Annotated in this window: 21 protein-coding genes and 1 pseudogene; 10 read left to right on the top strand and 12 right to left on the bottom strand. The window is 61.5% G+C overall.

Annotated features, from left to right (window positions below; translation table 11 throughout):
• Positions 1 to 151: 151 nt before the first annotated feature.
• The 7 genes and pseudogenes from ACQY47_RS11580 to ACQY47_RS11550 all read right to left on the bottom strand — a co-directional run bounded on the left by ACQY47_RS11580 (position 152) and on the right by ACQY47_RS11550 (position 8,749).
• A complete protein-coding gene (locus ACQY47_RS11580) occupies positions 152 to 1,366 on the bottom strand; it encodes a DUF3426 domain-containing protein (protein WP_017136747.1) in 1,215 nt (404 codons plus the stop codon).
• A gap of 30 nt (positions 1,367 to 1,396) precedes the next feature.
• Positions 1,397 to 2,275, bottom strand: a complete 879-nt coding sequence (gene prmA / locus ACQY47_RS11575; RefSeq protein ID WP_017136746.1) for a 50S ribosomal protein L11 methyltransferase — start codon at positions 2,273 to 2,275, stop codon at positions 1,397 to 1,399.
• 213 nt (positions 2,276 to 2,488) lie between these two features.
• Complete coding sequence (gene accC, locus ACQY47_RS11570) at positions 2,489 to 3,850, bottom strand: acetyl-CoA carboxylase biotin carboxylase subunit (RefSeq protein ID WP_017136745.1); 1,362 nt, start codon at positions 3,848 to 3,850, stop codon at positions 2,489 to 2,491.
• Positions 3,851 to 3,867: 17 nt separating this feature from the next.
• Positions 3,868 to 4,329, bottom strand: a complete 462-nt coding sequence (gene accB, locus ACQY47_RS11565) for an acetyl-CoA carboxylase biotin carboxyl carrier protein (protein ID WP_017136744.1) — start codon at positions 4,327 to 4,329, stop codon at positions 3,868 to 3,870.
• A 24-nt stretch (positions 4,330 to 4,353) separates the two neighbouring features.
• A complete protein-coding gene (gene aroQ, locus ACQY47_RS11560; RefSeq protein WP_017136743.1) occupies positions 4,354 to 4,809 on the bottom strand; it encodes a type II 3-dehydroquinate dehydratase in 456 nt (151 codons plus the stop codon).
• Positions 4,810 to 5,063: 254 nt separating this feature from the next.
• Positions 5,064 to 5,579: pseudogene (locus ACQY47_RS11555) on the bottom strand (methyl-accepting chemotaxis protein); the annotation flags it as partial.
• Between the two features lie 1,499 nt (positions 5,580 to 7,078).
• A complete protein-coding gene (locus ACQY47_RS11550) occupies positions 7,079 to 8,749 on the bottom strand; it encodes a response regulator (protein WP_017136741.1) in 1,671 nt (556 codons plus the stop codon).
• A 389-nt stretch (positions 8,750 to 9,138) separates the two neighbouring features.
• On the opposite strand from ACQY47_RS11550, the gene ACQY47_RS11545 reads away from it, so the two are divergent.
• From ACQY47_RS11545 to ACQY47_RS11525, 5 genes are all read left to right on the top strand, one after another.
• Positions 9,139 to 10,116: a DUF2333 family protein gene (locus ACQY47_RS11545; RefSeq protein ID WP_370589438.1), complete on the top strand. Its 978-nt coding sequence runs from the start codon at positions 9,139 to 9,141 to the stop codon at positions 10,114 to 10,116.
• 2 nt (positions 10,117 to 10,118) lie between these two features.
• Positions 10,119 to 10,655: an NUDIX hydrolase gene (locus ACQY47_RS11540; RefSeq protein ID WP_395600347.1), complete on the top strand. Its 537-nt coding sequence runs from the start codon at positions 10,119 to 10,121 to the stop codon at positions 10,653 to 10,655.
• Positions 10,656 to 10,849: 194 nt separating this feature from the next.
• Positions 10,850 to 11,221 carry a translation initiation factor Sui1 gene (locus ACQY47_RS11535; protein WP_012722004.1) on the top strand — a complete coding sequence of 124 codons (372 nt, stop codon included), beginning with the start codon at positions 10,850 to 10,852 and terminating at the stop codon, positions 11,219 to 11,221.
• 212 nt (positions 11,222 to 11,433) lie between these two features.
• On the top strand, positions 11,434 to 13,347 hold the full coding sequence (gene speA / locus ACQY47_RS11530) for an arginine decarboxylase (RefSeq protein WP_017136738.1): 1,914 nt from the start codon (positions 11,434 to 11,436) through the stop codon (positions 13,345 to 13,347).
• A gap of 175 nt (positions 13,348 to 13,522) precedes the next feature.
• Positions 13,523 to 14,386, top strand: coding sequence for an alpha/beta hydrolase (locus ACQY47_RS11525; protein WP_428557122.1), 864 nt, complete (start codon positions 13,523 to 13,525; stop codon positions 14,384 to 14,386).
• Positions 14,387 to 14,394: 8 nt separating this feature from the next.
• Here ACQY47_RS11525 and ACQY47_RS11520 read toward each other — a convergent pair whose 3' ends face one another.
• From ACQY47_RS11520 to ACQY47_RS11510, 3 genes are all read right to left on the bottom strand, one after another.
• Positions 14,395 to 14,823: a hypothetical protein gene (locus tag ACQY47_RS11520; protein ID WP_428557121.1), complete on the bottom strand. Its 429-nt coding sequence runs from the start codon at positions 14,821 to 14,823 to the stop codon at positions 14,395 to 14,397.
• A gap of 118 nt (positions 14,824 to 14,941) precedes the next feature.
• Complete coding sequence (locus ACQY47_RS11515) at positions 14,942 to 16,285, bottom strand: MATE family efflux transporter (protein ID WP_428557120.1); 1,344 nt, start codon at positions 16,283 to 16,285, stop codon at positions 14,942 to 14,944.
• Positions 16,286 to 16,288: 3 nt separating this feature from the next.
• Entirely contained in the window at positions 16,289 to 16,582 is a 294-nt protein-coding gene (locus ACQY47_RS11510) for a hypothetical protein (RefSeq protein WP_017136733.1), read from the bottom strand.
• Positions 16,583 to 16,736: 154 nt separating this feature from the next.
• On the opposite strand from ACQY47_RS11510, the gene ACQY47_RS11505 reads away from it, so the two are divergent.
• From ACQY47_RS11505 to ACQY47_RS11485, 5 genes are all read left to right on the top strand, one after another.
• Positions 16,737 to 17,045, top strand: a complete 309-nt coding sequence (locus ACQY47_RS11505; RefSeq protein WP_017136732.1) for a MazG-like family protein — start codon at positions 16,737 to 16,739, stop codon at positions 17,043 to 17,045.
• Positions 17,038 to 17,787 carry a methyltransferase gene (locus ACQY47_RS11500; RefSeq protein WP_017136731.1) on the top strand — a complete coding sequence of 250 codons (750 nt, stop codon included), beginning with the start codon at positions 17,038 to 17,040 and terminating at the stop codon, positions 17,785 to 17,787. Before ACQY47_RS11505 ends, ACQY47_RS11500 begins: the two co-directional genes overlap by 8 nt.
• 24 nt (positions 17,788 to 17,811) lie before the next feature.
• Positions 17,812 to 18,414: a DUF4136 domain-containing protein gene (locus ACQY47_RS11495; protein ID WP_200433787.1), complete on the top strand. Its 603-nt coding sequence runs from the start codon at positions 17,812 to 17,814 to the stop codon at positions 18,412 to 18,414.
• 45 nt (positions 18,415 to 18,459) lie between these two features.
• Complete coding sequence (locus ACQY47_RS11490) at positions 18,460 to 19,017, top strand: DUF4136 domain-containing protein (protein WP_428557119.1); 558 nt, start codon at positions 18,460 to 18,462, stop codon at positions 19,015 to 19,017.
• Between the two features lie 418 nt (positions 19,018 to 19,435).
• A complete protein-coding gene (locus ACQY47_RS11485) occupies positions 19,436 to 21,412 on the top strand; it encodes a pilus assembly protein TadG-related protein (protein ID WP_428557118.1) in 1,977 nt (658 codons plus the stop codon).
• Here the strand turns inward: ACQY47_RS11485 and ACQY47_RS11480 are convergent.
• Both ACQY47_RS11480 and ACQY47_RS11475 read right to left on the bottom strand, forming a co-directional pair.
• Positions 21,409 to 24,138 carry a PAS domain-containing sensor histidine kinase gene (locus ACQY47_RS11480; RefSeq protein ID WP_428557117.1) on the bottom strand — a complete coding sequence of 910 codons (2,730 nt, stop codon included), beginning with the start codon at positions 24,136 to 24,138 and terminating at the stop codon, positions 21,409 to 21,411. The two genes, ACQY47_RS11485 and ACQY47_RS11480, sit on opposite strands and share 4 nt — an antisense overlap.
• Complete coding sequence (locus ACQY47_RS11475; protein ID WP_428557116.1) at positions 24,135 to 24,575, bottom strand: TadE/TadG family type IV pilus assembly protein; 441 nt, start codon at positions 24,573 to 24,575, stop codon at positions 24,135 to 24,137. Before ACQY47_RS11475 ends, ACQY47_RS11480 begins: the two co-directional genes overlap by 4 nt.
• Positions 24,576 to 24,579 lie beyond the last annotated feature (4 nt).

Raw genomic sequence — 24,579 nt, 5'->3', positions numbered from 1 at the left:
TTCGAAAAAGGGTTGGCATGATACCCGCTCTCGATGACTGGATAAAGGCTGAATTGGATAAAATCTGAACAGTTATTTCTTTATCGCTGCCGGTTTGGTTGCGCAGCGCAAAGTCAATAATTTGCCGTCAAACCTCAGAACCTGCGCCGGTTCACTCGGGCGAGTGAAAACTCAGGCTGTAATTCACCGCTTTATTGCCTGGGTCAAGGATATCCAGGGAGATGTGGATCGGTGTCTGCGATGGCATTTCGCTGACGCCGGCCAATTCGCCGCTCAGGTATTCGCCGGGTTTGAAGCGACGACTGGCGATCAGATTGCCGTTCATGTCGGCGAAACGCAGTTCCAGCAACGGAAAGGGCTGGGAAAACGTCGCCCGGTTATAGATGATCGCATCCACCACCAGCGCCCCGGCAAACTCCGGGTTGCTGCGCACCACCAGGTTGCTGCTCTTGATATGGGCGATATCGACCCGCGATGGCACCGTGCAACCCAGTGACGGGCACAGCTGCTGAAACCATGGGCGGTAGGCATCCTGGCGGGCCAGGTCGTCGAATTGATACGCGATGTACTGGCCTGCAAGGCCTGCGGCGGCGATCAGCACCAGCAGCATCCAGATCAGGCGGCGGCCCCAGCCGGACGGGCGCTTTTGGGCGTAAAGGTGCAGCGGGTCGTCTTCCAGGTCCTGGAGTACGTCATCGTGAACACTTGGCTCGGGGCGCGTGCGCTTGCGACGCGGTTGCGGGCGATCTTCGGGTTCCGGTTCGTCCAGGGCCTGGGTCAAGGGCGTGAACGGCGGGTCGATATCGTCATCTTCATCGTGCGGCGCCGAGCGCAGTGGCGGTTCATCGTCGATGTCGTCAAGGCGAAACGACATGGAGGGTTCGGTGCGCTGGCGTGTCGCAGTGGCCGGCTCTGGCTCTGGCTCGTCCTCGGGCGCTGGGGTGCGTTCCTCGGGCGGTTCACTGAACAGGCTGGCGGCCCACTGTTCTTCTTCGGCCTTGGCAGTGCCGCGCGTAGCGCTCAGGGCATCTTCAGGCTGGCGACGGTCAGCGGGTGCCTGACGACGCTCCAGCTTGGCCAGTTCTTCGTCCAGGTCCAGGTTGTCCAGGTCCAGTTCTTCGGCGTTCCACTGCTTCTGGCTGATGGCCCGTGGGGCCTCGGCGGTCGGCTCAGTGGCCTTCTCGGCAACGGCCGGCTGCTCAGGCGCAGGCACCTGGCCGCGCTGCTCCAGCAACTGGCGAGCGGCGTTGAACACTTGCAGGCACGAGCCGCAGCGCACCACGCCGCGGGCCACACTCAGTTGTGCGTGGCTGACGCGAAAACGGGCTTGGCAGTGTGGGCACTGGGTGACGAAACTGTCGGTCATGCGGCCATCCGATTCAGGCAAGCGCTCATTCTAGCGCCGACGACCACTGATGCGTACCCAGCCATCACGGTTGGCGATCGGGTCCAGTTCGAAATCCTTGGCGTAGGCAGCGGCCACGTCTTCGCCTTGCTCGGCGAGGATGCCCGACAGCGCCAGGCGCCCGCCCGGCTTGACCAGGCTCGACAGCTGCGGCGCCAACGACACCAGCGGCCCGGCGAGGATATTGGCCACCAGCACATCGGCCTGCACCTGGGGCAAATCTTCCGGCAGGTAGAGTGGGAATTTGCCTTCAGCAATGTTATTGCGCCCGGCGTTATCACGGGAAGCTTCCAGGGCTTGCACGTCGATATCGGTGCCGACCGCTTCCTTGGCGCCCAGCAGCAGCGCGGCAATCGCCAGGATCCCTGAGCCGCAGCCGAAATCCAGCACGTTGCAGTCGCTCAGGTCCTGGCCGTCCAGCCATTCCAGGCACAGCGCGGTGGTAGGGTGGGTGCCGGTGCCGAACGCCAGGCCCGGGTCCAGCAGCAAGTTGACGGCATTCGGCTCAGGCGCGGCGTGCCAGCTTGGCACGATCCACAGGCGCTGGCCGAAACGCATCGGCTGGAAGTTGTCCATCCAGCTGCGTTCCCAATCCTGGTCTTCGATCACTTCGCTGTGGTGCTCGGGCAGCGGGCTGCCGGTGAGCAGTTCCATGTGGGCCAGCACGGCGGCGGCATCGGTGCCGTCTTCGAACAGGGCCAGCAGATGGGTGTGGGACCACAGCGGCGTGGTATTGAGTTCCGGTTCGAAGATCGGCTGGTCTTCGGCGTCCATGAAGGTCACCGACACGGCGCCGACTTCGAGGAAAGCGTCTTCGTAGGTTTCGGCTTGTTCTGGGCTGATGGCGAGACGGACTTGCAGCCAAGGCATGGCGGGCACCTTTGAAAAAATGAGTGTGCGACGGCTGGGTCGCGAAAGCGCGCAAGTTTACGCGAGCGGCGAGTTTGTGGCGAGCGGGCTTATGTGGGAGCCAGCTCCCACACAAGCCAGCTCCCACACAAGCCCGCACACATGGGGCGGCGGTGTTCTTGCGGGCCCACAAACAACAAAGCCGCCCGAAGGCGGCTTTGTTGGGTGGAGCACTTACTGGTTGGCCAGCTTGTGTTCCAGGTAGTGAATGTTCACACCACCTTCGCAGAAGCCTTCATCGCGGACCAGATCCCGATGCAGCGGGATGTTGGTCTTGATGCCGTCTACCACGATTTCGTCCAGGGCATTGCGCATACGGGCCATGGCCTCGTCGCGGGTGGCGCCCCAGGTGATCAGCTTGCCGATCAGCGAGTCGTAGTTGGACGGAACCTTGTAGCCGCTGTACAGGTGCGAATCCACACGCACGCCGTTGCCGCCCGGCGCGTGGAAATGCTTGACCAGGCCAGGGCTTGGGATAAAGGTTTTCGGGTCTTCGGCGTTGATCCGGCACTCCAGGGAGTGGCCGTGGATCTTGACGTCGTCCTGGGTGAAGGACAGCACGTTGCCGGCGGCGATGCTCAGCATCTCCTTGACGATGTCGATACCGGTGACCATCTCCGAAACCGGATGCTCTACCTGCACACGAGTGTTCATCTCGATGAAGTAGAAGCGGCCGTTCTCGTAGAGGAACTCAAAGGTACCGGCGCCACGGTAGTTGATGTCGATGCACGCCTTGACGCAGCGAGCCAGTACTTCCTGGCGCGCGGTTTCGTCCAGGCCCGGTGCCGGAGCTTCTTCCAACACCTTCTGGTGACGACGTTGCAGCGAGCAATCGCGGTCGCCCAGGTGGATGGCGTGGCCCTGGCCGTCGGACAGAACCTGCACTTCCACGTGACGTGGGTTGGTCAGGTACTTCTCCAGGTAGACCATCGGGTTGCCGAACCAGGCAGCCGCTTCGGAGCGGGTCTGCTTGGCAGCTTCGATCAGGTCTTCTTCCTTGTGCACCACACGCATGCCGCGACCACCACCGCCACCGGCGGCCTTGATGATCACCGGGTAACCGACTTCGCGACCAATGCGCAGGGCGGTTGCCTCGTCTTCCGGCAGTGGGCCGTCGGAACCTGGAACGGTTGGCACGCCGGCTGCGATCATGGCGTCCTTGGCCGAAACCTTGTCGCCCATCAGGCGGATGGTTTCGGCTTTAGGGCCGATGAAGGCGAAGCCGGATTTTTCCACCTGTTCGGCGAAATCGGCGTTTTCCGCGAGGAAGCCGTAGCCTGGGTGGATGCCATCAGCGCCGGTCACTTCAGCGGCGGCGATGATGTTCGAGACTTTCAGGTACGAGTTCGTGGCCAGTGGCGGGCCGATGCAAATGCTTTCGTCCGCCAGTTTCACGTGCATCAATTCGGTATCGGCCGTCGAGTAAACAGCGACGGTCTTGATGCCCTCTTCCTTACAGGCGCGCAGGATACGCAGCGCGATCTCGCCGCGGTTGGCGATCAGGACTTTTTGCAGTTTCTTCGCAGGTTTCAACATCGAAGGCGCTCCGCGGTTCAAACGATGGTGAACAGCGGCTGGTCGTACTCAACCGGCTGACCGTTTTCTACCAGGATGGATTCGATGACGCCGGCTTTTTCAGCGGTGATGTGGTTCATCATTTTCATCGCTTCAACGATGCAGATGGTGTCGCCCACTTTCACGGTTGCGCCGACTTCAACGAAGGCTGGCGAGGTCGGTGCCGGGGTGCGGTAGAAAGTACCGACCATTGGCGACTTGACCACGAAGCCGTTCAGCGCAGGCGCGGCTGGGGCGGCAGGTGCAGCGGCAGCAGCCGGGGCAGCGGCAGGTGCGGCAGCCGGAGCAGGTGCTTGCATCTGTGGCGCGTAGAACTGTTGAGCCGGGGTCTTGCTGTGGCGGCTGATCCGTACGGACTCTTCGCCTTCCTTGATTTCCAGCTCGTCGATACCGGATTCTTCCAGCAGTTCGATCAGTTTCTTAACTTTACGGATATCCATGAATCATCAACTCCCAAGGGTCGGTCAGGGGCGCTTGGCCGGTTGTTCAAGTTGTTCCAGGGCGGCCTCCAGGGCCAGTCGGTAACCGCTGGCGCCAAGGCCGCAGATCACACCTACCGCTACGTCGGAGAAGTAGGAGTGATGGCGGAAAGCTTCGCGTTTGTGCACGTTCGACAAATGCACTTCGATAAATGGGATGCTCACCGCCAGCAGCGCGTCACGTAATGCAACACTTGTATGCGTAAAAGCGGCGGGATTGATCAGGATAAAGTCCACGCCTTCGCCACGCGCGGCATGGATGCGATCAATCAATTCGTACTCGGCATTGCTTTGCAGGTACAGCAAATGGTGGCCGGCTTCACGCGCCCGGCGTTCCAGATCAAGGTTGATCTGTTCCAGGGTCACCGCCCCGTAGACACCCGGTTCACGGGTACCGAGCAGGTTCAGGTTGGGTCCGTGAAGAACCAGTAAGGTCGCCATCGGCTGTTCCTTGTTATTGATGTGGGTGCGTCAGAACCCGGCGACTATGCCGCAAAGCCTTTGTGACTGTCCAGTTCTATGCAGTAGGCGGCACGATTAGCGATGATTGCGCAAAATTTGTGACTGTGAGGCTGGATTTGGTCAGTGTGGGAGCTGGCTTGCCGGCGATAGCGGTGGATCAGAACCGGATGTCTCAACTGACCCGCTGCTATCGCAGGCAAGCCAGCTCCCACAGTTGATCTTCACTATGGCTGTCAGACGCGAAACGCCTGCACGGCAGTGTTCAGTTGCCCACCCAGTTCCAACAGATGCTCACCCTGGCTGCGGCCTTGGCCGATTCGCAGCAGATTATCCTCGCCCAGCTGGTGAATCCGCTCGCTGTTGTCACGAATCTCACTGACGGCGCCACTCTGCTGCGCGGTCACATCGGCGATGCGCACGGCAGTGTCGGAAATGGTCTGGATCGCCCCGACGATTTCATCCAGCGCGCCGTCGGCCGCCTGGGCCTGCTGGGCAGTGGCTTCGGCGTGTTCGACCTGCGCGCGCATGCCCTGCACCGACTGATGGGCGGCGCTTTGCAGGCCGGTGATCAAACCCTGGATTTCAGCGGTGGCGCCCGCCGTGCGCTGGGCCAGGGTGCGCACTTCGTCAGCCACCACGGCAAACCCACGCCCGGCTTCCCCGGCGCGCGCAGCCTCGATGGCGGCGTTGAGGGCCAGCAGGTTGGTCTGGTCGGCAATCGAGCGAATCACGGTGAGCACGCCGCCGATGGTGGCGGATTCTTCCGCGAGTTTTTCGATCATCTGCGCATTTTGCTGCACTTCACCCACCAGTGCGTGCAAGCCGGTGAGGCTCAGGCCGATCACCCGTTGGCCCTGTTCCACGGCCAGGCCTGCACTGCGGCTGGCACCGGCGGCCTGGCTGGCATCGCCGGCCACTTGCTGAATGGTGGCTTCCAGCTCGCCCAGGGAATCGCGGATCTGCGCGGTATCGCCGGCCTGACGCTCGGCCCCGTCGTGCAGGCCACTGCTCAGCTCGGCCAGGGCGCGGCTGCTGCCGGCGACTTGTTCGGCATTTGCGCGAATGGTGCCCACCAGGTCCACCAGGTAAGCGCGCAAGCGGTTCAGCGAGGCTTCAATATCGTGCAGTTCGCGGTTGGTCTTGCCCAGCGCAATCGGCTGGCTGAAATCACCTTCGGCCCAGGTCGACAGGGCGGGCGCGAGGTTGGTCAGCACCCGCGCCAGGCGCCGTTGCAGGGTGTCGATCAGCAGGGCAATCAGCAGGATCAGGCCGATCATCACGCCTTGTAACAGGCGAACTTCGCCCTGGATCCTGGCGTGTTGGGCGCGTACCACAGGCTCCAGGCCGGAGATGGCCTGTTGCACGGCGGCGATTTTTAAATGAGTGGCGGCGGCCAGTGCGGTGCGCTGCTGGATTTGCTCGCGGGTACGCTTGAGTTCGGCGGGGTAGCGGGTCAACAGGCTTTTGAGTTCGCGCTTGAGGTCGACGCCGGTGTCCTGGACTTCGGCTTTCTCGCTGTTTTCCAGGCCCATCATGGCGGAAAAATCATCGGCGCTGGATTCACTGCTGGCCTTGACACCAAGCAATGGCAACGCCGCCAACACGTCGGCCTGAGTGCGGATACTGGCGACCTCGCGCTCCACGTCATCGGCCAACTCAGCGCGCCCGCTGCTGACCAGTTTGTCGCGGGCCAGGGACAGTTTGCCCAGGTGCTGGGACGCGGCCAGCAAGGGCGGCAGGTAGCGAGCGGCGTCTGGTGAGTTGACGCCCGTGGCGTATTGGCTCAGTTGCTCAAGGTTCGCGCCCAGCTCACGTTCGGCTTGCAGCAACAGGGCTTGCGGGTCGCCCGCCAGTTTGCCGGCGGCGAGCAGGTCGGTTTTGCTGAAGGTGTCCAGATCCACCAGGCTGGGGCGCAGGTTTTGCCCAAGTTCTGCCGGCAATTCGTCAAGATGCTGCAACAGGTTTTCCAGGCTTTGACTGGCGCTGCTCAAACGCAGGGCATCGCCGCTGGAAAGGTAATCATCAATGTTGCGTGCGGCCTGGTTCTGAAAGGTCTGCGACAGGCCCAGGTAGCGTTCCATCAGCAGATAAGGCCGTTCCAGCGCACGTTGCGACCACCATAGCGTCGCTCCAAGGGCCAGGCACACGGCCACCAGCAGAAGGGTATTGAGATTGGTCAGCAGCTTCAGGCGCATGCGTGGTTTCAACCGACAGCAAAAGATAAGTGCCTGAAGTTATTGCGTTTCCATTACAAAGTTATGACGGATTCGGTGGATTCCGGTGAAAAGGTGGCACTTTGCTTTGATGTACGAGCGGCTTGCACGCGGTTGCGTCCTGCGTCCTTGGCGCGGTACAGCGCCTCGTCGGCCTGGGCAGCCATCATCAGGCTGTCGGAGCCGTCGCACAGCTCCACCAGCCCGGCGCTGAAGGTGCACCATAAATCCTGCGGCTGGGCCGGGTAGTGAATTTCGGCAAAGCGCCCACGGATTTCGTCCAGTACCTTGCAGGCCGACTCCAAGTCGGTGTCGGGCATCACGATGGCGAACTCTTCGCCGCCGTAGCGCCCGATGTAGTCGGTCTTGCGCAGGCGTTGCTTGAGAAACAGCGCCAGGCTCTTGATCACGCGGTCGCCCATGGGGTGGCCGTGGCTGTCGTTGACGCGCTTGAAGTGGTCGATGTCGAGCATCGCAAAGCTCAGTGGCTTGTTCTCGCGGCGGGCGCGGAAGCTGCAGTCTTCGAGCAATTGCAGGATATGGGTGTGGTTGTACAGCCCGGTCAGGCTGTCGCGCACCATTCGCGCCTTGAGGTTACGGGCACGGGCGGCTCGGTTGCGCACGGTGGTGATCAGGTGGCGCGGCTTGATCGGCTTGGTGAGGAAGTCGTCGCCGCCTTCGCTCATGGCGTCCAGCTGTTTATCCAGGTCGTCTTCGGCCGACAGGTAGATGATCGGCACACTGACGTAACGGTCGTTGTGGCGAATCACCTTGGCCAGTTCGGTGCCGGTACAGGCAGGCATATACATGTCGAGGATGATCAGGTCCGGCTGGAAATCCGCCAGTTCGGCCATGGCCTGGATCGGTTCGATCAAGGTGCGCGTGACGATGCCGGCGCTGTTGAGCAGGCGCTCGGTGTGCAGCGCTTGTGCCCGCGAGTCATCGATGATCAGCACTTTATAAGGTTCGTATTGCGCGACGCAGGTCAGCACTTCGATCTTTTCCAAGAGGCTCGACGCTTCCAGGGTGCCGGTGAGGAACTCCTGGCCACCGGCGCGCACGGCGGCCAGGCGCGTTGGCGTGTCGGTTTCGTGCAAGCTGAAAAACAGCAGCGGCAGCTTTTGCTCGAGGCCTTCCTGGGCTTCGGCGGCCAGCTTGAGGCCCAGGCCCGCTCCGCAGAAGTCCACATCCATCACAATCGCCGACGGCAGGCGCTCGGCGAGGGAGGCACGAAACGCCGGCACACTGTCCAGGGACTGGGCGCTCATGCCAAAGAATTCCAACTGCTTGGCCAGGCGTTCGGCGCGGTCGTGATCGGCCAGCATCACGTAGATGGGCTTGCGCATCGGCGGCAGTAAGGTTTGTTCCAACTGATCACCCTGGCGCAGACCGGTGCGGGACAGGCGTTGCATCAGGCGGTTAAGTTCGGTGATGACCTGGCTGCTCAGCCGGCCGCGATTTTCGTCCACCACCTTGAGCGATTCGCCGATGTGCCGTGCCAGCTGGCCGTGTTCCGGCTGTTCGAAACGCTCGGCAAAGCGCAGCAGGCGCAGGTTGGCTTCGCTGAGTTCGGACAAATCGGTGTTCGACCATTCGCTGCGTTGCAGGCGTTGCCAGATCTCAAGAATTTGACGTGCCTGATGAATTACCCGCTGGGCAAAATGGTGCTTGAGACGCTCACGGCTGGGGTCTTCTGGCTCGGTCATATCCTGACTACTAGTGAGGGTGCATGCTGAGGTCGACTGATGGCTCTATGCTAGCACCTCTTTTCTGTTGCATGAGTGTCATACGTCAATTAAGTGCAAGTCTTGGGGATTCAGTTACCGACCCAATGGTCACGCTGCGTAAAAAGCGTGCATCCTTTATAGTCGAACGTCTCCCACCTGCCACTTTCGGTTAAAAGCCCCGCGCCGATGGGCACGATGGGGTAGGGTTGTGGTCGGAGTGTTTGACCGCACCCGGACAATTGACGTGCATGAACTCAAGTGATTGAAAGGATATCGCCATGCTGGACTGGAAAAACCGTGCAGGCAGTGCCAAAGGCCCCGCCCCTGAGCCAAAGTCGACCCAACGCGGCTACTTTCGCAACCTGCTGATGAGCAAAGCGCTGCTCAGCGTGCTGGCCTTGTACCTGTTGGTCACCGGCGGCCTGGGTTGGTACTGGAGCGAAGAGCCGGCGCTGTTCCCGGTCCAGCAAAACGCCCAGCTTGCCGCCGAGAAGGAAGGCAAGCAGATGGTGATTGGCTACACCACCGTCGAAACCCTCAAGACCGTGGTCGGCACCTTGCTGAACAAGCCTGGTGGCTACATTTCCAACGACCGTTTCCCGCCAGGCCTGTGGATGGATAACATGCCGAGCTGGGAATATGGCGTGCTGGTGCAGGTGCGTGACCTGACCCGCGCCTTGCGTAAAGACTTCGCCCGTTCACAGTCGCAGTCGGCTGAAGACGCGGACCTGGCCAAGGCTGAACCGCGCTTTAACTTCGACAACAAGAGCTGGGTGCTGCCGTCCAGCGAGTCGGAATACCAGGAAGGCATCAACTCCCTGAGCCGCTACGAGGCACGACTGTCCGACCCGAACCAGAAGGGCGCGCTGTTCTATGCCCGCGCCGACAACCTGAACAACTGGCTGGGTGATGTCGCCACGCGCCTGGGTTCGTTGTCGCAACGCCTGTCGGCCAGTGTGGGTCGGGTGAAACTCAACACCGCACTGAAAACCGAGGCGCTGGCGCCGGGTGAAGTGCCGCAGGTCGATGAAGAAGTGGTGGAAACCCCATGGATGCAGATCGACAACGTGTTCTACGAAGCCCGTGGCCAGGCGTGGGCCTTGTCTCACCTGTTGCGCGCGATTGAAGTCGACTTCGCCGACGTGCTGGCCAAGAAAAACGCCACCGTCAGCGTGCGTCAGATCATTCGCGAGCTGGAAGCCTCGCAGGAGCCGGTGTGGAGCCCTATGATTCTTAACGGCAGTGGCTTTGGCATCCTCGCCAACCACTCGTTGGTCATGGCCAACTATATTTCCCGGGCAAACGCTGCAGTGATCGACTTGCGTCAGCTCCTCAACCAGGGGTAATGATGGACGCTTCTCAAAAGGAGGTCGCACACCGTGAGGCCTCTGATGCTGAACTGATCTGCTGGGTGGACGAGCAGGACAACCTGCTCGGCGACCTTGTCAGGTCCGACCTGCGCCAGCGCGGCCTGATCGGCCGTTGCACCTTTATCTTCCTGTTCAACTCCGCCGGTGAACTGTGTGTGCACCGACGCACCCTGAGCAAAGCCCTGTATCCCGGCTTTTGGGACACGGCGGCAGGTGGCATGGTGGCGGCGGGCGAGACCTACGCGGTTTCGGCTGCCCGTGAGCTGGAAGAAGAACTCGGCGTGGGCGGCGTGGAACTGGTCGAGCATGACCATTTCTACTTTGAGGAGGAGGGCAGCCGGCTGTGGTGCAAATCTTACTCGGCAGTCTGGGATGGCCCATTGCGCTTACAGCCCGAAGAGGTCATGGAAGCGCGGTTTCTGCCCATTGAAACGGTCCTGCAGGAAGCTCAACAAAAGCCTTACTGCCCGGATGCTCAAGAGGGCTTGCGGCGCTATCTGGCCTCACGTCGCTAAAGTTGCATAAATTGGCGCTATTTGGCTCTTAGCAAGCCGGCTTTTTGCCGTTACACTGCGCGCCTTTTCACCCGAACCGCCTTGGCGTTTCGGTAGCGCTGCCCCTGCCTGAGTGGGGCTTCGCGGTCGGTAAGCTGCCTTTTGTAACGAGAGCCGGGTTCCGATCAGTCTTTGTCCTCCCAAGAGGATTGCCGGTGGCCAAAAAAGCCGCATCCTTCGCCGCCCTTGGTGGCCTGGTATTTTCCACCGACGCAGGTCGACACTGCCCGGACTGTCGTCAGCCCGTGGATTCGTGTACCTGCAAACAGACCCTGATCCCTGAAGGCGACGGCATTGCCCGCGTACGACGCGAGAGCAAAGGCCGTGGCGGCAAGACGGTGACTACCATCACTGGCGTGCCCTTGGCTGAAGAAGCCCTGAAGGAACTGGCTACCACGCTGAAAAAGCGCTGTGGCACCGGTGGCGCGTTGAAAGACGGCGTCATCGAGATCCAGGGCGATCACGTCGAGTTGCTGTTGGCCGAGCTGATCAAGCTGGGTTACAAAGCGAAGAAATCCGGCGGCTAGCAGCCTCTGTGAAACCCACCCCGATGGCCCTTTGCTGAACGCGAACTGTCGTCTCCATGGTTTTCACAGAGCCTGTTCCTGACCGGTGTCTAAACTCTGTCCTGCGAGTGGGGTCTACCTTCCTTACAGGCAAATCGTCATTTTCATTCTTTAGACTTCGCCAGCCTTGCAAGAAGGGCGTGGTGATCTTCGACTTTATATAGGGGACTTCGATGTCCGTACGACGCACACGCAAAGACGATGGCAGCCAATGGACAGTTGCGGACAGCCGCAGTGTTTATGGGATTCGCCATTGGGGGGCCGGGTATTTCGCGATCAATGATGCCGGTCGCGTTGAAGTCCGTCCGAACGGCCCGAACAGCACACCGGTTGATCTGTACGAGCAAGTTGACGAGCTGCGCAAAAGCGGTTTGTCCTTGCCGCTGCTGGTGCGTTTTCCCGACATCCTGCAAGACCGTGTACGCCAGCTGACCGGTGCGTTCGATTCGAACATCGAGCGCCTGGAATACCAGAGCAAGTACACCGCGCTGTACCCGATCAAGGTGAACCAGCAGGAAGCGGTGATCGAGAACATCATCGCCACCCAGAACGTGTCGATCGGCCTGGAAGCTGGCTCCAAGCCCGAGCTGCTGGCCGTGCTGGCCCTGGCACCCAAGGGCGGCACCATCGTCTGCAACGGTTACAAGGACCGTGAGTTCATCCGTCTGGCGCTGATGGGCCAGAAGCTTGGTCACAATGTGTTTATCGTGATCGAGAAAGAATCCGAAGTCGGCCTGGTGATCGAAGAGGCTGCGAGCCTCAAGGTCAAGCCGCAGGTTGGCCTGCGTGTGCGTTTGTCGTCGCTGGCGTCGAGCAAATGGGCCGACACCGGTGGCGAGAAGTCCAAGTTCGGTTTGTCGGCGGCGCAATTGCTGTCGGTGGTCGAGCGCTTCCGCGCCGCTGGGCTGGACCAGGGCATCCGCTTGCTGCACTTCCACATGGGTTCGCAGATCGCCAACCTGGCCGACTACCAGCACGGGTTCAAGGAAGCCATTCGTTACTACGGCGAACTGCGCAACCTCGGCCTGCCGGTCGACCACATCGACGTGGGCGGTGGCCTGGGCGTGGACTACGACGGCACGCACTCGCGTAATGCCAGCTCGATCAACTACGACATGGACGATTACGCCGGTGTAGTGGTGGGCATGCTCAAGGAATTCTGCGACGCGCAGAGCCTGCCGCACCCGCACATCTTCTCCGAAAGCGGCCGCTCCCTGACCGCCCACCACGCCATGCTGGTGGTACAGGTCACCGACGTTGAAAAACACAACGACGACGTGCCGCAGATCGAGAACAAGGAAAGCCTGCCGGAAACCGTGCAGTGGCTGGTGGACCTGCTGGGCCCGACCGACATCGAAATGGTCACCGAGACGTATTGGCGCGCCACTCACTACATGAGCGACGTGGCTACCCAGTACGCCGACGGCAAGCTGACGCTGGCCGAAAAAGCCCTGGCCGAACAGTGCTACTTCGCCGTGTGCCGTCGCCTGCACAACTCGCTCAAAGCCCGCCAGCGCTCGCACCGCCAAGTGCTGGACGAGCTCAACGACAAGCTGGCCGACAAGTACATCTGCAACTTCTCGGTATTCCAAAGCTTGCCGGACACCTGGGCCATCGGCCAGGTGCTGCCGATTCTGCCGCTGCACCGTCTCGACGAAGAGCCGCTGCGCCGCGCCGTGCTGCAAGACCTGACCTGCGACTCCGACGGCAAGATCAAGCAATACGTCGACGAGCAGAGCATCGAGACCAGCCTGCCGGTGCATGGCTTGAACGAAGGTGAAGACTACTTGCTGGGCATCTTCCTGGTGGGCGCTTACCAGGAAATTCTCGGTGACATGCACAACCTGTTCGGTGACACCGACTCGGTAAACATCTACCAGCGTGAAGACGGTTCGGTGTACAGCGCCGGGATTGAGACCCACGACACCATCGAAGACATGCTGCGCTACGTGCACTTGTCGCCGGAGGAGTTGATGACGCACTACCGCGACAAGTGCGCCAGCGCGAAGATCAGTGCCAGCGAGCGTACGCAGTTCCTGGATGCGTTGCGTCTGGGGCTGACGCGTTCGTCCTACCTGTCCTCGTAAGTACACTGCTCCCACCAAGATCTTCAAGTAACAGAGATCCAGTGTGGGAGCGGGCTTGCCCGCGATAGCGGTGTATCAGTCCGCACATTCAGGGCTGACACACCGCCATCGCAGGCAAGCCCGCCCCCACATTTGGATTTTCGTTTGGTCGTACCTTCTGTGTGAGGTCTGAACGATGTCGAGCAAATGGCTGCAAGCATTAACCCTGGCAGTCGCCGCATTCCTCTCGGCCTGCTCGCCGATCAAAGTGCTCAACGCACTGACCCCTTCCAGCACGTTCACCAAAACCTCCTCCATTGCCTACGGCCCCGACCCGCGCCAGAAACTCGATATTTACCGTCCCGTCACTGCCTTGCCCAACGCCCCTGTCGTGGTGTTTTTCTACGGTGGCAGCTGGAACAGCGGCTCCAAGGATGACTACGGTTTCGTCGGCGAAGCTCTGGCTTCACGCGGCATTGTGGTGGTCATAGCGGACTATCGGCTCTACCCGCAAGTGCGTTACCCCGCTTTTCTCCAGGACGGCGCCCACGCGGTGGCCTGGACTCATCAGCACATCGCCGAATATGGCGCCGACCCCAAGCAGCTTTACCTGATGGGCCATAGCTCCGGCGCGTACAACGCCTCGATGCTGGCGCTGGATGCGCGTTGGCTCAAAGAAGTGAACCTGTCACCCTCGATGCTCAAGGGTTGGATCGGCCTGGCTGGGCCTTATGACTTCCTGCCGATTGAAAACCGCGATGTGCGCCCCGTGTTTTTCTTCCCGGACTCGCCGCCCGATTCCCAGCCCATCAACCACGTCAGTCACGACGCTCCACCAAGCCTGTTGATCGCCTCGGTGAGCGACACGCTGGTCAACCCCACGCGCAATACGGGCGGGTTGGCTAACAAGCTGCGTGAAGCGGGTGTGCCAGTCGAGGCGTTTTATTTCACCCGGACCAGCCACGCGACATTAGTTGCGTCCATTGCCAAGCCGTTGCGCTGGCTGGCGCCGGTACTGGATCGGGTCACGGCTTTTATCCGCTCCACCCCTGGCCAGTGAGGCTGGCTTCACCGGACAACCAGGGTGTACAGGGTTGAGCTTTCGGGATTGGTTTCCTCCAACGTGACAGACTGCAGCGTGTTTTGCGCTGAAGGACTGACGGTCAGGCTGGGACCATTGCCCATCAGTGTTCGACCTTGGGGTGGCAGCGTCGCTCTTATGCCTTGTTGCGTCACGAAAACCTGGAAATCCGTTTGATTCCAAACCTCCACGCCTTTCTGGAGGGCGGGCTGCGCTGGGAGTGTTGACGGAGCGTCATCCAGTTTGAGTGTCCATTCGCCTGTGTCCGCAGTGACGGGTGCAACCTGAATGGGCGGTTCGGCGACGACTTCGGCAGGGGGCTTGGCTTTTTTCTTCCTGGACGTGCCGATAACGGCGACGGCGATCAACACGACCACTATCAACGCGCCGATAATCAAGTAGGTGTTGTTGCTCATGTGGGGTCTTCCTTGAGTTGAATTGAGATCGCAGCCTGAAGCTGAAGGCTCTTCAGGGGCGATCTCCATTCAACGCCGGAACGTCAGCGTTGTAACCTGTGAGAACTGACAGGTCGAACTACCCTAACCATTGATTACGTTTGTTCAGCCGCCAAGCGATTGCCCACAGCGTGAGGCTGCGCAGGGCCATGAACAACAGGAAACTTATCCACAGCCCGTGGTTGCCGAACCCCTGCAACAACCACGCGAACGGCAGCAATATCACCACCGTCAACAGCATGCCGTTACGCATTTCCCGCGCGCGGGTGGCGCCGATGAACAGGCCGTCCAGCAGGTAGCTCCACACCGCGATCAACGGCAGTACGGCCAGGTAAGGCAGGTAGATGTCGGCGGTTTCGCGCACGCTGGGGATATCGGTTTGCATGGCGATAAACAGGTGCCCGGCAAAGGTGAATAGCAGCGCGAAACCCACGCTGGCGATCAGTGACCAGCCGCAGGCGACCACCAGCGAGCGGCGCAGAGCCTGGCGGTCGTGAGCACCGATAGCATGCCCACACAAGGCTTCCACCGCGTGGGCGAGCCCGTCCAGAGCGTGGGCCGTGAGCAATAACCCATTAAGCAGCAACGCGTTCGCTGCCACTGTCGCATCCCCAAGACGTGCGCCTTGCACAGTGATCATGAAAAATACCGACTGCAAGGCCAGGCTGCGGATGAAGATATCGCGGTTCACCGCCAGCAGTGGCCGCCAGCTTTGCCACCGCTTCAAAGCGGCCCAGGCGATATGCCCGGGGTACGCACGCAAGGCTCTTTGCGTGAGTGCCAGGCCGAGCAGGGCGCCCGTCCATTCGGCGATAACGGAGGCGCGTGCGGAGCCGACCACACCCCAGTCCAGGCCGAGTACAAACCACAGGTTCAAGGCGATGTTGACGAGGTTGGTGGTCAGCAGAATCGCCAGCGGCGCACGCGCATTTTGCGTGCCGAGGAACCAGCCGACCAAGGCATAGCTGGCCAGCGCGGCGGGCAGGCCGAACAAACGGGTGTGGAAAAAATCGCGGGTCAGTTGGTTCAGCTCGGGCGAGGGCTGCATCCACTCCAGGGCCAGATGGCTCAGTGGAATGCCCACCGTGCCCAGCAGCATCGCCAGCCCCAGCGCCAGTAACAAACCTTGCAGCAGGATTTGCCTGAGCGCCGCGCCATCCCCGCGCCCGGCGGCTTGCGCGGCAAACCCGGTGGAGCCCATGCGCAGAAAGCCCATGGCCCAGGCCAGGAAGGTGTACAGGCTGGCGCCCACGGCCACAGCACCGAGTTGATGGGCATGGGGCAGGTGGCCGATGACCATGCTGTCCACCAAGGCTACCAGCGGCACCGAGATGTTCGACAAGATCATCGGCGCCGCCAATGCCCAAACGCGGCGATGGGTGCGGCGGTCGCGCCAATCGGTCAGCAGGGTGAGTGTTTTCAAGTATTAATGCACAACCCAGCTGAGCAACCACAAACCCAGCATCAACCAGATAATTCCCATAATGATCGAGGCGCGCATAAACGCACGCACCGCCGAGTACAGCAACATCAACCCGATGATGAGGGCGGCGATGCTGATGATCGAGGTGTCCATGCCCAATGTGCGCGACAGCCCTTCAATAAAGTTGCCGCCCGCGTGGGTCAAGGCGCCGAACAACCCGCTGAGCCCGTCGACGATAAAGCGGATGACGGACCCCAGTGCCTGGCCCAACCATTCGAAAAAGCTTTCTACCTGCATGTGTGTGTCCTGATGAAGAGGTGGGCGTCGCTGAGCCTTTGGTCGTTATTACACCAAGCGAGTTCCCTTTTAGCATAGAGGTTTACGCGTTACAGGGATTCACTTGCCTTCGCCCGGCATCCGCCCGAAGCTATACACCTTCAGGAGCCCCCGCATGAACCTCGAACACCTCACCGAACGCTTGCACCGTATTCGCGATACCAACGACTGGAAGCGCTTCCACAGCCCTAAAAACCTGGCCATGGCCGCCAGTGTGGAAATGTCCGAGCTGGTGGAAATATTCCAGTGGCTGACCGAAGACCAGTCGCGCCAACTGCCGGCGGACAAACTCACCCACGCCGGGCAGGAAGTCGGCGATATCGTGCTGTACCTGCTGTTGCTGTGCAGTGAGCTGGGCCTGGACATGAACGAAGTGGTACGCGCCAAACTGGCCGACAGCGAACGGCGGTTTGCCCATGAGTGACCGTCACTTCGACCAGTTGGCCACGCGCTTTGCCGAAAAGATCTACGGTGGCGCCAAAGGCGCGATCCGCCTGGCGGTGTTGCAGGCCGACCTGACTGAAGCCTTGCCCGAGCGCCCTTTGCGCGTACTGGATATCGGCGCGGGCCTGGGGCATATGTCGCTGTGGCTGGCCGAGCGTGGCCATCAAGTGACCCTGGCCGAGCCCGCCGAGCCGATGCTTGAAGGCGCCCGTCAACGCTTTGCCGACGCCGGGCAGACCGCGACTTTTATCCATGCCCCCTGGCAGCAATTGCTCGGCCAACTCACCGAGCCCTACGACCTGGTCCTGTGCCACGCCGTGCTCGAGTGGCTGGCCGAACCCCACGCGATCCTGCCGGTGCTGCACCAGCTCACGGTGCCCGGCGGCTGGTTGTCGCTGGCGTTCTACAACCGTGATGCGCTGATTTACCGCAACCTGCTCAAAGGCCACTTCCGCAAAATGCGCAAGAACGACATGGCCGGCGAGAAGCAAAGCCTTACCCCGCAACAACCGCTCGACCCACGGGAATTGGCGGCGCAACTCGAGGGGCTTTGGCAGGTCGAAAGCCAAAGTGGCGTGCGGGTGTTCCATGACTATATGCCGATGGAATTCCAGGCCCGCGCCAATCTGCAGGACTTGTTGGAGATGGAACTCGCTCACCGTCGTCACCCAAGCTTTGCCGGACTTGGGCGTTATTTGCACTGGATCTGCCGTCCGGTTTAAGCGGCCCAGTCTGCGGAGGTCGAAATGCGTCGTCTCTGTTTGATCCTGTTATCGATGGGCTTGGGCGCTTGCTCCACGCCCAACCCCTACGTGGCCGCCTCGGCCCCGATGCCGCCGGCTCCGGCCCAGGCGGCGAATACCTTTGATGCCAGCGCCTACCCGGCGCCGGTGCGCGACTATGGTGCCTACCGTAGTTGGGGCTGGCTCAACGGCCAACTGCCCGCGGGCACGGCCTGGGCGGATTCGGCGCAAATCGCCGAAGCGGTCAGCGGCGCCCTCGACCAGCGCGGCTTGCGCCCCTTGCATGACAACCGCGCCCCCGACCTGTTGGTGACCGCCGATGTGCGCCTGGAAAAACGCTTGCGCCAGGTGCAGGACGACTATGGCTACGGCTACGGCGGCTATAACCGCTATGGCAACGGTTACGGCATGTACAACACGGTGCCGGTGGTGCGCACCTATGAAGTGACGGTTGCGGTAGCACGCGTCAGCCTGTTCGATGCCCGCACGCGCCAGCCGGTATGGAGCACCAGTGCCGAAACCACCAGCCAGGGCAGTCTGAGCGAGCGCGCTGATGCATTGCGTGAAGCGATGCAAAAGGCAATGAGCGCTTATCCACCCAGTTAGCAGCTATTCTCATCTCAGGCTTATTCCGTCTTTTGGAGAACACCCATGCTTCGTCGCCTTGCTGCTCTTGCTGTAGTGGTCTTGTTGAGTGGCTGCCAGACCAGCCAAGTCAACCATGACTTTGATGCCAGCCGCGATTTTGGCGCCTACCGCAACTGGGCCTGGAAAGACCCGGCCCTGCAATACCGCCCGGATGATCCACGGATCAAGAGCGACCTCACCGAGCAACGCATTCGCCAGGCTGTGGGTGAGCAGCTCGACCAGCGCGGCCTGCGCCCCGCCGCTGCAGGCACCAGGGCCGACCTGAATGTGCAGGCCTATCTGATCGTCGAAGACCGCCAGCAGCAAGTCACCACAAACTACGGCGGCGCCTGGGGCGGCCCGTGGAATGGCTACTGGGGCGGGCCGATGTACAACGAAACGCGCAACATCACCTACAAAGTGGCGACCATCCAGATCGACCTGCTCGACGGCAAGGACGGCAAACTGGTATGGCGTGGCAGCGACGAGCAGATGATGGCCAGCACGCCGAACCCGCAGGATCGCAGCGATGCCATTCGCAGTACGGTAACCAAGATCCTCTCCAACTACCCACCGCACTAAAGACCACCGCCAAACCCTGTGGGAGCGGGCTTGCCCGCGATAGCGGTCTGTCAGTCACCGATGTATTGACTGATCCACCGCCATCGTGGCACAGGTATCTACACAACGTTTGAAGGCAGCCAATTTCTCCTGTGGCGAGCAGGCTTGTCCTGCGTTGGGCTGCGAAGCAGCCCCAAACCCGGACGCTGAGTTCTTTCAGGAAAACTGCAGTGCCTATACTGGGGCCGCTTCGCGACCCAACGCAGGACAAGCCTGCTCGCCACAACAGCCCACTTGCCACTAACCGGTTGTATAGATATCGATGGACATCGCGGGCAAGCCCCACATTTTTGATCTTCACCACCTCCAGCCCTTGTCTACACTCAATTGCATCCCAGGAGAGTAAGCGCTCGGCAACTCGCCGGCACAGGAGTGCTCGATGTCTCCCCGACTTGGTTCCAGGCAACGTGGCGCAATCGGCCTGATGGCCGCCGGCGTGTTGGCGGTGGCATTGGCCTTTACATTGCTGATGATCGACAGCGGCCGCCTGTACCTGGAGAAGCGCAAGCTGCAAGGCGTGGCAGACACGGCGGCGCTGGAAGCGGTGAGCCGCAGCGGCACGTGCCTGAGCGGTTTGAGCGCGGCGGCGTTTGCCGGGCAGAGTGTGGCGCGCAACCATTTTGTGGTGGGCAGCGGCAATACCCTGGTGACCCAATGCGGCACCGTGACCACTGCCGCGTCGGGCCGGCGTATGTTCAGTGCCAACCCGGCAGTGTCATCGGCGATTCAAGTGGTGGTGAGCAAAACCGTGACCACCAGCGTGGCCGCTGGGGTTTGGGCGTTGTTCTCCGGCAACTCGCTGAGCCTCAACACCGTATTGACCGCAACCGCAGTGGCGGCGGTGCCCACGCCACCCTCGGCCCAGCTCACCATCAACAGCACCCTGGCCAGCGTCAACACGGCCAGTGCCAGCCTGTTGAACCCGCTGTTTAGTGGCCTGCTCGGCGGTAACGTCAACCTGACGGTCGCCGGATGGAATGGTTTGCTCAATACCAATATCAACCTGCTCAGTTACCTCAACCAACTGGCGGTCAACCTCAATGTGGCCGCCGGTAACTACACCCAACTGCTCAACACCAACGTCACCGCCGCGCAGTTGATCCAGGCCGCGGTCACCGTGCTGACCGCCAACGGTGCGACGGTGGATGTGATCACCGCCCTGGGCAGCTTGCAAGTCGCGGCGATCAACCAGGCGCCGTTGACCGTTGGGCAGATCCTGCAACTGCAGACCGGCACCACTGCTGCGGCGCTGAATGCCAACCTGCAGGTGTTCCAGCTGATCCAGGGCGTGGTGCAATTGTCCAATAGCCAGAGCGCGGCGGCGGCGACCTTGCCCATTAGTGTGCTGGGCCTGGCCAATATCACCACCCAGGTCAAAGTGATCGAACCGCCGCAGTTGTCGGCCATCGGCAACCCGGCGCTGGCGGCGGCCAACCCTAATGGGCCTAATCAAATTTACGTGCGCACCGCCCAAGTGCGCACTGAAGTGACCGTGAGCTTGCCGGTATTAAGTGCGTTGTCGGGGCTGAACACGGCGGTGAATGACCTGTTGGGGCCACTGACGCCGGTACTCGGCAGCCTGCTGAGCCTGAACCTGGTGAGCACAATCAACTCGACCTTGTGCTTGCTGGGCGCCGGTTGCCAGCAGGCGGATTTGCTGGTGCTGCCGGGCAACCTGCCGATCAACATTGTGCTGGATGCCGGGGCCGCGAGCAGTTACGTCACCGCCTACAGCTGCCCCACCGGCAACGCCGGCACCAAGAGCCTCACCGCCTACACCACCACGTCGTTGGCGTCGTTGAACGTAGGCAGTATCACCAATGCGTTTTCCACAACCTTGCCGATGACGGTAGCGCCGTTGCCGCTGATCGATATTGGTACCAAGACCTGCCACAAGATACTCGGCATCGGCAGCTGTGACCCGCGTGTACCGTTTGCCGGCGGCGGTATCGCGATCAAGGTGGTCAGTCCGATTGCGCAGAGCAATCAAACCCTGGTGTTCTCCAGTACCACGCCATTTGCCACGCCGCCGAACGTGGGCCTTGCGCCCACCTATCAAGCCGCCACCCCGGCCACCAATGTGGTGAGCAGCCTTTCGACCACCCTCAACGGCGTGGGCATCACGGCGTATCAACCGTCCGGAGGAAGCCCGTTGGGCATTCTGGCGCCTACGATCACAGCGCTGCTCAGTGGCGTCAGCGCGATTGTCACGCCGGTGGTGGATGGCTTGCTCGGCCCGCTGCTCAACCCGATCCTCAACAACCTGCTGAGTATGCTCGGCATCAGCCTGGTGAATGTGAACGTCGGCGCCAACCTCACCTGTGGCCAGACCGGCGAGGCTTACCTGGTGATTTAAACGTCGATGGCCCTGGGCAGTTCCACGCAGAACCGTGCGCCGTGTTCGCCGTTGCTGACGCTCAGGCGCCCGCCCATGTTCTCGACGATGCCGTAACTCACCGACAAGCCCAACCCGGTGCCCACGCCAATCGGCTTGGTGGTAAAAAACGGCTCGAAGATGCGCTCCAGCAAGCGCGGGTCGACGCCGCCGCCGTTGTCTTCGACCCAGATGCGCACGTGGCGGCTGTCGTGTTCGGTGTGCAGGGCAATCCACGGGCGCAGCTCGGGGTTCTTTTCGCGCTGGCTCAACAGCGCATCGCGGGCGTTGACCATCAGGTTTATCAGCACTTGCTCAAGCTGGTCGACGTAGCCTTTGACCTGCACCGGGATATCCGCCTGGGTCAGGCGCACTTCAACGCCTTTGCCACGCAGGCCTTCACTGAGCAACGACAAGGTGCCCTCCAACGCCTGCGCCGGGTCGAAAGGTTGCTGCTCGACCTCCGAGCGGCGGCCGAACACACGCATATGGTCGACCACCCGCGCCGCACGCTGCACCTGGGCGTCGATGCGCTGGAGTTTTTCGGTCAGGTAGTCGATCTGCACGTCGCCATTGCTCAGGCGCTTGAGCACATTGACGATGGCCATGCGCATCACGTTCAGCGGCTGGTTGATCTCATGGGCCAGGCCCGTGGCCATTTCACCGAGGGTGGCCATTTTCGCGCTTTGCGTCAGTTGCTGCTGGGAGCGCCGCACTTCGGTGTTGTCGCGGCCCACGGCCTGCACTTCCACAAGGGTGCCGTGCTCATCAAAGACGCCTCGGTCCGACCACACCCACCAGGCATGTTCGCGGCCGGGCAACTGCAGGCTGATTTCGGCTGTGCTCACCGGGAACTCCGGCGTCAACTGCTGGATGCGCTGCACAAACGCTTCGCGCTGTTCGGTCGACAGCCATTCACCCAGGTTGACCCCGCGCAACTGCGCAGGTAGGCACTCCAGGTAATTGGCCAGCGGCGTGTTGCCGAAGGCCAGGGTCAGGTCCGGGCGGTAGCGGCAGATCATTGCCGGGGAGTCTTCCACAAGGATGCGATAGCGCTCCTCACTGTCCTTGACCTGCTGGGCGGCCAAGGTTGCCTCGGTCACATCCAGCCACAGGCCGACCGCTTCGACCGGCACGCCCAAGTCGTCGCGCAGCAGCTTGGCTTCGTCGAGCAGCCAGTGGTAATCCCCGTGTGTGTCTTGCACGCGGTAACGGCTGCGCACGCTGCCTTCACGCAGCAATTGGCGGGTGCGCTGGAAGTACAGGTCGCGGTCGTCCGGGTGTACCCATTGCACCAGGCTGTCATGGGTGCATTCGGCCAGGGTGCGACCGAGCAAGGGCAGCAGACTGTGACTGAAAAACACCGGCTGCAGCGCGCCATTCACATAGCGCTGCACATAGATCACCGCCGGTGAGCTGGCAATCAGGTTATCCAGGCGGGCGCGGGCGGCATCGGCTTGCAGCTGCTGGTTTTGGATGTCGCTGATGTCGAGCATAAAACCGACCCAGCGCCGCTGTTCACCGGCGCCCAGCACCTGGCCCTGCACGCGATACCAGGTCGGCGCGACGCTGTCGCCACGGTTGAGGCGCGCGCTGGCGAGCAAGGGTTTGCCGAGGGTTTGCAGGTCGCGTAGACGGCTATGCAGTTCCTGGCGGTCGGCGGGGTGAATGTGGTTCAGCCACGCTTCGAGGGGTTGCCGGGTTGGGCCGTCTTCCGGGTCGAGGTTGCGCATCAATTGGGGGGCGAGCTGGATTTCGCCGCTGGCGGGCAATAACTCAAACCAGCCCGTGCCCAGCAGGCCTTGCAACGCTTCCTGGCGCTCGAGTTGTTGATGGTGACGGTGTTCGCGCAGGCGGCTGAGCAGTGGGGCGGCGAGGGCGGCGGCGAGGTTCAGCCAGTCGCGGTCGTTGCTGTGCAGTTGGCCACTGTACGCGCCGCACAGCAGCCATGCGGCGATGCCTTGGCCATCGCGATAGGGCACAAGGAACCCATCGGCATTACCGAAAATACTGTGCAAACGCGGGTGCTCGCCGCGCCCATAAGGCGCTTTCAGGCTCAGCGGCGTGGTGCCGTTGAGGCTGTCCAGGCAGGTCCCGAGGCGTTGCCCAGTGTGCCAGAACAACGGTGCATCATGGTTGGCGTACTGGCTGTAGACCCTCCAACCCTGGTCTTCCTGATCGAGCAGCGCCAGGGCCACGCAGGGGATACGCCAGCGCTGCGCCACGCTGCTTAACTGTTCGTTGAACACCTCGGGCAGGCGGCTGAGGCTGCACACGCGCAGTTGCTCACTGACGCGGCTGCTCAATTGGTGGTTCTGTTCGCGCTGCTCGGCCAATTGCCGGCCGCCGAGCAAATCACCAATGTCTACGGCATGCAGCAGCCAGCCATTGTCGTGGGGTTCAAGCGTGCCGCGGGTGTGCAGGGTTTGCCCGGCGATCCCGTGAAAATCCAGGTCGAGGCTGTGGCGCTGCCAGTCGGCGGGCACGCCCTCAACCGTTACGGCGCTATGCGCACTCAGCAGTTCTTGCAAAGGCGGCGAGTTAACCAGCGGCGGCAACTGTGGGCGCAACGTACCGCTTAGGTCGAGCACGCGGCCTTGGCTATCCAGATGTACGTGCAACCCGGCCGACGGCGGCGCGGGCGTGTCGATTTCCAGTGCGCCATTGCGACCGAGCAGTCGCCCGAAAAGTCTGTCCCCCGAAGTCAAAACTGCAGGCTCGACTGGGCCTGCAGGATTGCCGGTAACTGCGGCACGGTGCCGATGCCCGGCAGGACAATAAAGGGCATCACGGACTGAAGGTTGGCCGACGGGTAGTTGATCTGCACCGATAACAGGCCGCCGTTGAAGGTGGTGGTGACTTGTGTGGCTGCGTTGAAATTATACGAGGGAGGAATCCACCCCAGGCGGGTAGCCACCGCTGTTTTGGCAGTGGCCTGTACGGCGGCGGGGTAGCCTTGCATGTTGGGGTCCAGCCCTACGCTCAGGCGCACGGCTTCGGCGGTGGCCTGGTTGAACGACTGCAACAGCAGCAGCGGCAGGCTATAGCTGACCGTGCCGTAGAACACGGCAAAAAAAATCACGAACACGGCAATGAACTCGATGGCTGCCGCGCCTTTTTGCTTATTCGGGAGGCTTGTTTTCATCACC

The sequence above is a fragment of the Pseudomonas edaphica genome (assembly GCF_965277385.1).
In the GTDB taxonomy this organism is placed as follows: Bacteria; Pseudomonadota; Gammaproteobacteria; order Pseudomonadales; family Pseudomonadaceae; genus Aquipseudomonas; species Aquipseudomonas edaphica.
The sequence above is the reverse complement of the archived record's forward strand: the minus strand, read 5'-3'. Positions and strand labels throughout refer to the sequence as shown.